The sequence below is a fragment of the Corynebacterium sp. CCUG 61414 genome, from assembly GCF_024453945.1.
GTDB lineage: Bacteria > Actinomycetota > Actinomycetes > Mycobacteriales > Mycobacteriaceae > Corynebacterium > Corynebacterium pseudogenitalium.
In genome coordinates this window covers 15,992-27,568 of sequence record NZ_JAGPYU010000004.1, presented here as the reverse complement: position 1 = coordinate 27,568, position 11,577 = coordinate 15,992, and the positions used below count along the sequence as shown (strand labels likewise).

7 protein-coding genes are annotated in these 11,577 nt (G+C 60.6%); 6 read left to right on the top strand and 1 reads right to left on the bottom strand.

Features of this window, described 5'->3' with window-relative positions; translation table 11 throughout:
- Positions 1 to 70: 70 nt before the first annotated feature.
- The 5 genes from KBX14_RS04820 (at position 71) to KBX14_RS04800 (ending at position 9,280) form a co-directional block, all read left to right on the top strand.
- Positions 71 to 307, top strand: coding sequence for a ribbon-helix-helix protein, CopG family (locus tag KBX14_RS04820; protein ID WP_070361826.1), 237 nt, complete (start codon positions 71 to 73; stop codon positions 305 to 307).
- Positions 291 to 554, top strand: coding sequence for a type II toxin-antitoxin system RelE/ParE family toxin (locus KBX14_RS04815; RefSeq protein ID WP_070975596.1), 264 nt, complete (start codon positions 291 to 293; stop codon positions 552 to 554). The genes KBX14_RS04820 and KBX14_RS04815 overlap by 17 nt, the downstream gene beginning before the upstream one ends.
- Positions 555 to 743: 189 nt before the next feature.
- Entirely contained in the window at positions 744 to 1,916 is a 1,173-nt protein-coding gene (locus KBX14_RS04810) for an aromatic acid exporter family protein (protein ID WP_256041948.1), read from the top strand.
- Positions 1,917 to 2,030: 114 nt separating this feature from the next.
- Positions 2,031 to 6,899, top strand: coding sequence for a YPDG domain-containing protein (locus KBX14_RS04805; RefSeq protein WP_256041947.1), 4,869 nt, complete (start codon positions 2,031 to 2,033; stop codon positions 6,897 to 6,899).
- 32 nt (positions 6,900 to 6,931) lie between these two features.
- Positions 6,932 to 9,280, top strand: coding sequence for a hypothetical protein (locus KBX14_RS04800; RefSeq protein ID WP_256041946.1), 2,349 nt, complete (start codon positions 6,932 to 6,934; stop codon positions 9,278 to 9,280).
- Here the strand turns inward: KBX14_RS04800 and KBX14_RS04795 are convergent.
- On the bottom strand, positions 9,277 to 10,161 hold the full coding sequence (locus tag KBX14_RS04795; protein ID WP_256041945.1) for a hypothetical protein: 885 nt from the start codon (positions 10,159 to 10,161) through the stop codon (positions 9,277 to 9,279). The genes KBX14_RS04800 and KBX14_RS04795 overlap by 4 nt on opposite strands.
- A 50-nt stretch (positions 10,162 to 10,211) precedes the next feature.
- Here KBX14_RS04795 and KBX14_RS04790 point away from each other — a divergent pair, with 50 nt between their 5' ends.
- Entirely contained in the window at positions 10,212 to 11,501 is a 1,290-nt protein-coding gene (locus KBX14_RS04790) for an adenylosuccinate synthase (RefSeq protein WP_070361829.1), read from the top strand.
- The last annotated feature ends 76 nt before the right edge of the window (positions 11,502 to 11,577 follow it).

The following is an 11,577-nucleotide window of genomic DNA, read 5'->3' as shown; positions in this document are numbered from 1 at the left end:
TTTGTATTTGCTGTCGAGGGACTGCTGGCCTGGGGTGACAGGCTTGGCAGGCTTGTGTATACATGTATACATGAGTGGATCAGTGATTAGTTTGCGAATGGACGAAGTCCAGAAGCGTCGGCTTGACGAGCTTGCTACAAAGACAGGTAGGCCAAAGGCGTTCTACATCCGTGAGGCAATTGAGGCCTATCTTGATGACGCTGAATACATCTACGAGCTTCAGGCTGAGGCGGAAGCTGTTCGTAGGGGCGAGCTGGAAACTGTTACCCTCGATGAGCTAAAGGCCGAGTGTGGCCTGGCAGATTGAGTTTTCGCCTAGGGCACGAAAGGCGGTGCGGCGGTTAGACAAGCAGGTACAGCGTCGGCTTTTTCAAGTCTTGGGTGATTTGTCGCGGTTGAATGATCCACGCGTCCGCGGTAAAGCCCTTGTAGGTGGAATGTCAGGGTTGTGGCGGTGGCGTATCGGGGACTATCGGGTAATTGCTGAGATTCAAGATGACATCGTGACGGTGTTGGTGGTTGATGTTGGGCACCGTGGAGAAATTTATAGGTAGTGGACCGCCCTCACCCGCGCCGCTCCCGTCGACCTCCTCCGGTCGACCAGCGCAGGTCACGGCGTTTTGAGGCTTTTCGACGCCAAAATCCCGATTTCGCGCTGACCTGCATTGGTCAACGCTAAGAGGTCGACCGGAACGAAAAGCGAACGAAAACGGCACGACCACCCGGGGCGCTATGGTTATGGCATGGCGAAAGAGAGAATGGGTACGCGTGCCAGGTTGGCGTCGGTGGATCAGTCGATTCAGGCGCGGTTGATGCGTGTGCGCAAGCGCCTGTTGCCGATTCTGCAGATGGGTATCGCGGCGGGTATTGCGTATTGGATCGCGGGGGACATTATTGGCAACGCGAAGCCATTTTTTGCCCCGATTTCGGTGGTGATCATTATTGGCATGTCGGGTGGGGAGCGCATTACGAAGGCGATCGATTTGTCGATTGGTTGTGCGTTGGGCGTGCTGGTGGGGGATTCGCTGTTTTACAGGTTGGGGGATGGGGGTTGGCAGATTGCGGCGATTGTGTCGGGCAGTTTGCTGATTGCGTCGTTCTTTTCGAAGTCGCAGTTGGTGAATAACCAGGTGGCGATTGGTTCGATTCTGATCGCGACGATTATGCCGCCCGGTGCGGAGGTGACGGGTTTTGACCGTACGATTGACGCGGCGGTGGGTTGCATGGTGGCGTTGGCCACGATTGCTCTGATTCCGCAGGGGCCGATGGAGCCGGTGCGCGCGGAGATTTCGAACTTGATGGGGTTGATGAGTTCAGTGCTTGACGACGTCGCCTCCGGCCTCACCGACCGCGATCCTCAAGTAATCGATGATGCGTTGGAGGCGATCCGCGGGTCGCAGACGGATATTGACGATATGGCGTCGGCGGTGAACGCGGGAAAGGAGACGACGAAGATTTCGCCGTTTCTGTGGGGCGCGCGCCGTTACATCAATTCCCTGAGCTTGGTGATCCCGCCGGTGGATAACGCGGTGCGCTCGTGCCGGGTGCTGGCGCGTCGCGCATTGGTGCTGTGCGAGGACGGTGACCACGTCTCGCCGCAGCAGATTGAGTTGATTGACGTGTTGGCGAAGGCGTGCTTGGACATTTCTGAGGTGTACGAGGTGAAGTCGCGGCGTGCGCAGGCCACCGTGATCCCGCAGATTGTGAACGAGTTGCGGGCGGTGGCGCAGGGCTCGTCGGTGGACCTCCTGGAGAAGGACGCGGTGTTGTCGGAGTACGCGATTCTGGCGCAGACGCGTTCGCTGACGGTGGACTTGCTGCAGGTGTGCGGTATGTCGCGGGAGTCGGCGTTGGCGGCGCTGGCCCCGACCTCTGACACGCCGGCGTACCCGCCGGAAACCTTCGACTTGGACTAGGGGTATTGGTTGGCATTTGTCGGTGTAGTCCGTATTCTTGGTGGTAACTGTTACTGATTGCCCAGCTTCCGCACAGTGCGTGGGAACGATGGGTTTCCTTGAAAGGACTCTGCTTTGCCTTCGCCGTCTCGTCCGAATTCTTCTACTTATCGACGCCGCCGTGGCACCTCACTAGCCGCTGCGGCGTTATCGTTTGCGTTGGTTGCTCCACTGGCGCAGCCGGTGGCGTTCGCTCAGGATAATACTTCCACGGAGCATATTACGGTTAAGCCTGCTGCGTCGAACTCCGATGTACCTGCTGAGGCACAGGGCAAGAACAAGCTTGTCCCTGACGCAATTTACACAAAGGGCGGCTGGCGCGACTACAACGGCTATCACGGCTACGCCTACATCAATAAGTCAGGCGCTGCGGACGATCTGGAAGATAGTAACGAGCCGTTGAAAGGCAACGTCATCTACCTGCAGTACGTGACGGGCAACGGTGAGGTTTCTCCGACGTTTTATACCACCACAGACTCTGAGGGGCACTTCTCCTTTGATTTGACTCGTGGAGTGACGGATAAGGTTGGTGCTCCGCCGTTCAGCCTGGCAGGCGATTCCAACTTCAAGGTCCGCGTGTGGGGTGAAAACCCCGACGCAGAGAAGTACTCGGTGGTGATGGCTGGTGACAGGCAGTCCGGCCGCTACGTCTCCCGCACTTTCCGTCTTATGGAGTCGTGGAACTTCACGGCTGGTCCTGCTGGGTCGCGTATTACCAACGGCCGTTTCGTGCTTGAGGAGAAGCCAGCGCAGGTTGATTGGCTGGCGAAGCCGGAAGATCAGTGGACCCGCGCACTTGATGGCCAGACTGGCCAGCCGACGGTGGATGGTCAGTTCCCGGATTACGGTGCGTTTGGCACCATCAAGAGCCTTCCTGCGCCGAACCAGTCGATGGTGTGGTGGGAAAACGGTGAAACCGCCGGTTCTTTGCCGGGGTACTACAAGTACGAGCCAGGCCTGGGCGATCGTGCCGCTGGTGGTGTAGAGATTGTTGCTTCTTACCTCAATGATGAGGTTGCGCGTCAGATTGATGCGTGGAAGGAAGCGAACAAAGGTTACACGGTTGAGCAGGAGCGTGCAAACCAGGAGCGCATTATCAAGGCGTACCAGGCTGAGCATGGTGTAGGCTCCCACATTGCTGAGACGGTCGTTGTGCCGTCGAAGGATGACGGCACGATTTACCTGCCGTTTAAGGGCACCTACGGTGTGTCGCGTACCCAGGAGAATCAGACTGCGCAGATTTTCAACAAGCTTGCTGAGGGGGATTTCGGCAAGGTTGCTGAGTCGTTTATGCCTGAAAATGATGGCGGTACTCGTTTTGGTGCGTTTACTGGTAATACGATTAACTCGGCGAAGCGCCGTCACATTAATACGGATTATATGTACATCTATCCTCGTATTGAGGGTCGTGATGTGGAGAATTCGGCGTTCCCGATGAACATGTTCCAGAACTACGCTGATTCTGGCAGCGTTCTCTTTGGCGCGGGCATGAACGCCCTGCAATTCCCGTTGATGTCTGCGCAGCCGATCTTTGATATCCCGGAGTACAACTCCTATGACAATAAGGGTCGCGCGGGTTCGAAGGTCACCACGAAGACTGCAGGGTTGATGCCGAATGCGGATTACGCGATCCGTTGGTACGCAACTGATCCTTCGGGCAATCAGGTTGAGCTCAAGGATAAGATGTGCAAGTTCAAGAGCGACGACAAGGGCGCGTTGGAATCTTGTGATTTCCAGGCTCCTGAAGATCTGAAGGAAACCACTGTTTACACGGCTGCTGTGGTCAGTGTGGATCCTGCATCGGGTGAGCCTTTTGGTCGTTGGGAGGTTGCGGATTCGTTCACCGTCGTTGTTCCTGTGAAGCTAGCTCTGGGTTCGCGGTATGACGAGTACGTGGCTGAAGACGTAGCTCAGCTATTTAACAATGTCCCGGACAACCAAGTTGAGGGCACAGCTCCGAAGTTTTCTGCTGAGGGTTTGCCGGACGGCCTGGCGATTGATGAGGCGACCGGCAAGATCACTGGTACTCCAACCAAGGTTGGTACCACTGAGGTGACTGTGACCCGTGAGGTTGAGGTCATGGTTGATAAGTATGTTGGTGTCACCGACGAAAACGGTGAGCCGGTGTATGAGAACCCTTATGAGGAAGACCCAGCGCGACGCATTCAGAAGACTGAGAAGTCCACTGTGCCTGAGAAGAGACTCGAGCGCTTAGCTGTAGAGGTCACGGTGACAGATACCGCACTGAAGGATGGTGCGGTCGGTGAGTCCTACGATCAGGCAGTGAATCCGGAGGGCTTCGGTCCTCTGCCGCAGGGCTTTGAGGTGAAGGAGGGGTCGATTACGGTTGAGGGTCTTCCGGAGGGCTTGAAGTTTGAAAACGGCAAGATCACCGGCATCCCAACCACTCCGGTTGAGGCTTCTGAGGAGCAGCCGAACGTGACGGTGAAGTACATTCTGGTTGATCAGGATGGTCGCGAATCGGAGCACATGGATCTTGTGCCATTGAATATTGCGTCGAAGGATAATGAGTCCTTTGAGCCTGAGTACCCGGATGGTAAGGGTAAGCCTGGTACGGACGTGGCGGTTCCTGCTCCGTCGTTTAAGGATAAGAACGGCAACGAGACCACTCCGCCGCAGGGCACGAAGTTCGAGAAGGGCGAGGGTGCTCCGGAGAACGTGACCGTGAACGAGGATGGTTCCATCAGCGTGAAGGCTCCGGAGGATGCCAAGCCTGGGGATAAGATCACTGTTCCGGTTGTTGTGACCTACCCGGATGGCTCCACCGACAAACTTGACGTCACGGTTGAGGTTCAGCCGAAGGATCCTTCGGTCGTCCCTGGTGATAACACGACGGTTCCGGCTGATAACACGCCGCATGAGGTTGGCACGGTTGAGAACCCGAAGGGTGATGAGTCCGGCAAGCTTGTCGACAAGGACGGCAATGAGATCCCAGGCTCCAAGGTAGAGATCGACGAGGACGGCAACGTTAAGGTGACGGTGCCGAAGGGTACTGATCCGCAGGATGGAAAGGTCGTTGTCACCGATAAGGGCGGCAAGACTGTTGGTGAGATCGATGTGAAGATCGTTGACCCGAACTCCGATGCTTCGAAGTTCGTTCCGAATTACGGTGATCGGAAGAACGTTGAGGCTGGTAAGACTGAGCAGTCGACGAATCCGTTTGGTAAGACCGATGTTCGTGTGAAGGAAGCAAACGGTACTCCGTCGGCTGGTGCGGAGGACTGGACGTTTGAGACTGGCAAGAGCGGTGTCGTCAATGCAACCGCTCCTGGCTACGATAAAGTCGCTGCCAAGATCAATTCCGAGTTGCCGCAGATTGACAGCAGCTGGGAGAAGTTCAAGAGGATCGTTACTCCTTATGTTCGCCCAACGGTGAGTGTGAGCTTCACCTATAACGACGGTTCGCAGAACCACGCAACCGCCGACTTCGAACTCGTAGGTAAGGACGGTAAGTCCTTGCTGGATCCGAATGGTGACTTCGATGGTGACGGCATTGCTAACCGTGACGAGATCAAGAAGGGCTCTAACCCTGCTGATCCTTACAGTGTGCCGATGGTGCGGGACACCACTGCGCCGACTGTGAACCCGATCAAGCCGGACGATAAGACGATCTCTGGTAAGGATGATCGTCCGAATTCGATGATCACAGTCACGCTACCGAACGGCAAGGTCATTGCAACCACAACTGATCAGGACGGCAAGTGGAAGGTGGATGTTCCGTCTGGTACGGAGCTGAAGCCGGGTGACAAGATCACGGTGACTGACGAGGCAGGAAACAAGTCGACGGCTGCGGTCCAGCCGAAGCCACGCCCCGCGAACCCAGCCGCGGACCAGTCCGAGCAAGCTACGTCGAAGTACGTGCTGGTCTACCCGGTGTCGTATGTGCGGGCGGGGGAGAAGGGGACGTCGATACGTCCGAATGTGACGGTGAAGGATGATGGGTTCGACTTCACCCGCCAGCCGATGCCGAAGGGCGCGAAGTTCAGCACTGACTACAGGGGCGCGAGCTTCGATGAGCATGGCGCGCTGACGATTATGGCGCCGAAGGGTGTCGACGAGGTCGTGGTCCCTGTGACCGTGACCTTCGCCGATGGCACTACGGCGACGACGAACGCGAAGTTCGTCGTGCGTGAGAACGATGCCGCTGAGAACTACGCCCCGGCGTACGAGCTGGGCGTCAACGCTTCCCCGGGCGAGACCGTGCTGGTGCATCAGACCGGTGAGGAGTCCCTGCCGGAAGGCACTGAGTTTGAGCTGGACCGTAAGCAGAGTGAGCTGAACGGTTGGGTCGTGCGCGTGAATCCGGAGACCGGCGTCATCGAGGCGACCGCACCGCAGGACAACGCCGCGAAGCGGGCAACACTCTCTGTGAAGGTGTCCTACTTCGACGGATCCGAGCAGACAATCAAGGCCACTGTTGACCCCGGCTCAACGAATAGCATGGCGGCGAAGCTGCAGCCGACAAAGACCACTATGGAGGTCGGCGTTGGTGAAACAGAGGCAAGCAACGTGTTCTCCAAGGCCCCGAAGGGCACGAAGTTCGCGCTGGCAGAGCAGGTCACCGGCGACGGCTGGACCGTCGCCATCGACGAGACGACCGGCACCCTCACGGTGAAGACGGACGAGACCGTGAAGCCGAACGCGACGCGCACCGTCCCGGTGCAGGTCACGCTGCCGGATGGTTCCCGCAAGGTCGTAGACGTGCAGGTCAAGGCTGTGAAGCCGGGCGTCGAGAAGCCAACGCCGACACCGAAGCCAGCGCCGGCGGGTAGCTCGCAGAGCAGTGTGAATGGCTCCTCGGCGGGTTCGGTGATCGGGATCGTGGTCGGCTTGCTGGCGCTGATTGGTGGCGTCGGTTGGGCGTTGAAGATGAACGAGCCGCAGATCCGCAAGGTCCTGCGTGACATGGGTATCCACATCTAGGCACTGATCGAGCGAAGAAGGAAAACGTAGACATGAAACAACAAGCAATTGCTATCGCTGCGTCGGCTGCGTTGCTCGGCGGTGTCGTCACTGTTCCGGCAATGCCTGTGGCTCGGGCGGAGGAGGTCTCCGTGGAGCAGGATGCGTCGGCGGGCGCGTTCACTGGTTTCAATATTGATGAGTCCAAGACGACGTTCATGCGGTACGCGCACCCGTTCTCGGCGGGCGGCCGCATGGCCGTCTCTGTGCAGAACAGCGTCGCGCTTGACGGCAGCTGGGTGAACATGGACGCTTCGAACACGAAGGTGTCGAAGCAGGGCAACACCGTCACGCTCGTGACCAAGGAGAAGGGTGCAACTATCACCCGCACCTTCCTTTTCGACGGCAACTCCGTCACCGTCAACGTGGAAGTCGATGCCCCGGCCGGCGTCCAGACGCAGGTTGATCTGACATCGGTGTTCCGGGACCGCGAGTACACTGCCGAGTTCCGCGACGGCGCCTACCACCTCACGCCGGCCGCGCCTGGCTATGAGGCGACGGTGAAGTACGGGGACGGCGCGTACGCGACGGGCGTGGCTGCCACATGGGACGGATTGGCGGGCGCCCTCAACGACCGCGCCCATAACGGCGTTGACCCGGAAGGCGCATCCAACCAGCGCGGCCGTTGGTTTAACGCGTACGGTGGAAACATCTCCGCAAGCATGACGATGGAGATGATCACACAGGCGGACGCGGCCGACTCCGACGGTGACGGCCTGCCGGACATCTGGGAAGAGGAAGGCGTCATGCTCAGTGACGGCCGCTTCTTGAACCTTCCGGCGTGGGGCGCGGACCCGCACAAGAAGGACATCTTCCTGCAGCTGAACTGGATGCCGTCCGAGTGGGAGCACCACGGCTGTGCTACCGGCGACCGTTTCGACCCCACTACTGAGGGCTACTTAACGTACGCGGAGTGCGCGCAGTTCAATAAGAACGTGTACCGCCCGTCGCGCCAGGTGCTGAAGAACTTGGAGAAGACGTTCGCGGATGCGGGCGTGCGCCTGCACATTGATGCGGGCCCGCTGTACTCGCCAGATATTGTGCTGAAGGATACGGCCGGTGGCCAGCACGAGAAGCTGGGCTACAAGGAGTTCTCCTTCGTGCAGAACAAGGGCCTCGACGATGATGACCAGCTGGGTCGTTGGCAGAAGGAGCTGCTCGGCGACCGTTCGGCGGTGTTCCACGTTGGTGTGATTGGGGACCGTCAGTCGGCGAAGACCATGAGTTCCGGCCTTGGCCGCGAGGGTAGCGCGTTCTTCGTGGCGAAGGGCGCGAACCTGACCACGGATAAGCAGCTCGAGGGCACGATTCTGCACGAGTTCGGCCACGTCCTCGGCTTGGGTCACGACGGCGCTGCGACGCCGGAGTCCCGCGAGTGGTCGAAGCAGCACCCGGGCGGGGACCGCAACTTCCTGCCGGAGTACAAGTCCGTGATGAACTACCTGTACCAGTTCGCTCACCCGGATTATTCCCACTCGCCGGTGGCCAACGAAAGGAATTACGGTACCGAGGAGCAGGCTCGCAAGCAGTACGAGCAGTGCGAGCAGGCACGCCAGTGCTACCCGGGCACCTACTCGATCCCGGCAGACTGGGACAATCTGAAATTCCACGGCAAGGACATCGGTAAGGCTGATGGCGTGGTGCGTGAGAAGTTCGTGCCGCACGTCGACGACCACGAGGACAAGGACTCCTACACCCTCGCCGTTTACGCCGCAGCGGACAATAACAAGAAGGCCGGCCTCAAGCTTGACGACGCCACCAAGGGCGGCAACGGCATCTCCCTGCAGAAGCGGAACAACGAGGTCCACGCCATCCTGGACAACCAGGGCATCGACGCCTCCGACTTCATCGTCGAGGCCGCCTGGGGTGCGGGCAACACGTACACCTCGGAGCCGATCTCGCTGGGCTCGGTGACCGATAAGGCGAACTACACCCGCAACGTGACCATCCCGCTGAAGTCTCTTCGCGGCGTGTCCGGCAAGACGATGCCGCTGGACCTGCGCGTGAAGAACGACGAGGGCGAGGTCGTTTTCGAGGAGACCTTCACCCTGCCGGTGCTGGACTACACCGCCAACGAGGCAGCCAAGGTCCGCAAGGAGCTGGAGAAGGCCCCGAACCTGAAGGTGGAGCAGCAGCGCATCGCGCAGGATCTGCCGAAGCAGCCGGAGGCCAAGCCAGCCCCGACCACGAAGCCGTCCCCGGCTCCTGCTCCTGACCAGCAGCCGGAGCAGCGCAGCCCGTGGCCGATCATCGTCGGCGTGCTGCTCGCGCTCGGCGGAGCGGCGGCAGCGGTAGTCGGCTGGCTCAACGCAAACGGCGGCGTCCCGCCGTTCCTGCGCTAACCGCGCACCGACTGGATGTCGCGAAGGTGGCGGTAGAACGTCACCCGCTGCAGCGGCCGCGGGTGGGCGACGCCGTCCACCACCAGCGTGATGTCCTCCCCTCCGGACTGTAGAGCCCGGCCAGTCAGAACGGTCGCCGGGTCCGTGAGAGCCGGGGCGACCGTTTTGCCTTTCACAAACATCCCACCCAGTGGCATGCCCGCCAACCCCTCCAGGCGCTGCGGGTCCACGCGACGCCCCTCCGGCACCACGAGCGGCGTGACCAGCCGTGACGCCGCCAGCCCCGGCGCATCCGGTGTGGGCACCAGGCGTGCCCCGAACTGCCCGAAGAACCGCGCCAACGGCTCCTCGCCGGTGCGCATCACCAGCTGCTGCGAATCCACCACGATCTCGCCCACGTACTCGCTGCGCCCATCCCCGTGGGAGAGCGTCGCTGAACCGGCCACCACCACGCCCGTGTCCGTCCTAATACACGGCGACGGCACCACCGGGCCCTCCACGGCCAGGTCCACAGACCCCGCGCCCCACGCCACCGCCGCCGGCGATGTCGGATCGGTGGGCAGGTAGGCCACCTCCACCCACATCACGTCCGCGCGCATCAGCCGCGTCAGCACCGCACTCAGCGCGGCATCACTGCCAGACACGATCACGCGCAGCCGCTCCTCCGGCCGCTGCGGCGCCAGCTGCGGGGCACCCAGGTGCGCCACCGACGGCGACTTCTGGATCTCCGCCAAGCTCGGCGTCGGGTCGTGCGGGAGGGCGGAGCTGGCGGCGTCGAGAAGAAAAGAAAGCTCACTTCTCGACGGCACCTCCGACAGTGTGACCTCCTCCGCACCCGGAACTGTGAGGGAGCTAGCACACGCACAATGAAGAAGACGCATGCCATTCACGCTACAATAAGCCCGGATTAGTGCCTATTAAAGGAGAGAGAATGTCCGCCATCATCATTGTCGGCGCCCAATGGGGCGACGAGGGGAAAGGCAAAGCCACCGATATCCTCGGCGGGAAAGTCGACTACGTAGTCAAACCCAACGGCGGTAACAACGCAGGCCACACGGTTGTTGTGGGCGGCGAAAAGTACGAACTGAAACTGCTGCCGGCAGGCGTGCTCAGCGAGAACGCCACCCCGATCCTGGGCAACGGCGTCGTTATCAACCTCGAAGCGCTCTTCGACGAAATCGACGGCCTCGAAGCCCGCGGCGCCAACGCCTCGCGCCTCCGCATCTCCGGCAACGCGCACCTCGTCGCGCCCTACCACCAAACACTCGACCGCGTCCAGGAACGCTTCCTGGGCAAGCGCGCCATCGGCACCACCGGCCGCGGCATCGGCCCCACCTACGCCGACAAAGTCGCCCGCGTCGGCCTGCGCGTCCAAGACATCCTCGACGAATCAATCCTCCGCCAGAAGATCGAATCGGCGCTGGACGTCAAGAACCAAATGCTGGTCAAGATGTACAACCGCCGCGCCATCGAAGCCGACGCAATGATGGACTACTTCATGTCCTACGCCGAACGCCTCAAGCCCATGATTATCGACGCCGAAAACGTCCTCAACACCGGACTCGCCGAAGGCAAGCACGTCCTCATGGAGGGCGGCCAGGCCACCATGCTCGACGTCGACCACGGCACCTACCCGTTCGTGACCTCCTCCAACCCGACCGCCGGCGGCGCCTGCGTCGGCTCCGGCATCGGGCCGACCAAGATCACGGCGACCCTGGGCATCGTCAAGGCGTACACCACGCGCGTCGGCGCGGGCCCGTTCCCAACCGAGCTGTTTGATAAGTGGGGCGAGTACCTGCAGGAAACCGGCGGCGAAGTCGGCGTGAACACCGGCCGCAAGCGCCGCTGCGGCTGGTACGACTCCGTCGTCGCCCGCTACGCCGCTCGCGTCAACGGCTTCACCGACTACTTCCTGACCAAGCTCGACGTCCTCACCGGCATCGGCGAAATCCCGATCTGCGTCGCCTACGACGTCGACGGCGTCCGCCACGACGAAATGCCGCTGACCCAGTCCGACTTCCACCACGCCACCCCCATCTACGAAACGATGCCGGCCTGGGACGAGGACATCACCGGCTGCACCACCTTCGAGGAGCTCCCGCAGAAGGCCCAGGACTACGTCCTCCGTCTCGAGGAGCTCTCGGGCGCGCCGATCAGCTACATCGGCGTCGGCCCTGGCCGCGATCAGACCATCGTCCGCTTCGACGTGATGGACCGCTAGCTTTCTGCTTCCTCCGAAGTTCGGGACCTGGGAGACGCTCCCAGGTCCTCTTTTTTGCTCGGGGCGAGGGGTGGAT

Coding starts and splice junctions, on each gene's coding strand:
- KBX14_RS04820 (WP_070361826.1), top strand. CDS start 71: ATGAGTGGATCAGTGATTAGTTTGCGAATGGACGAAGTCCAGAAGCGT.
- KBX14_RS04810 (WP_256041948.1), top strand. CDS start 744: ATGGCGAAAGAGAGAATGGGTACGCGTGCCAGGTTGGCGTCGGTGGAT.
- KBX14_RS04800 (WP_256041946.1), top strand. CDS start 6,932: ATGAAACAACAAGCAATTGCTATCGCTGCGTCGGCTGCGTTGCTCGGC.
- KBX14_RS04795 (WP_256041945.1), bottom strand. CDS start 10,161: ATGCGTCTTCTTCATTGTGCGTGTGCTAGCTCCCTCACAGTTCCGGGT.
- KBX14_RS04790 (WP_070361829.1), top strand. CDS start 10,212: ATGTCCGCCATCATCATTGTCGGCGCCCAATGGGGCGACGAGGGGAAA.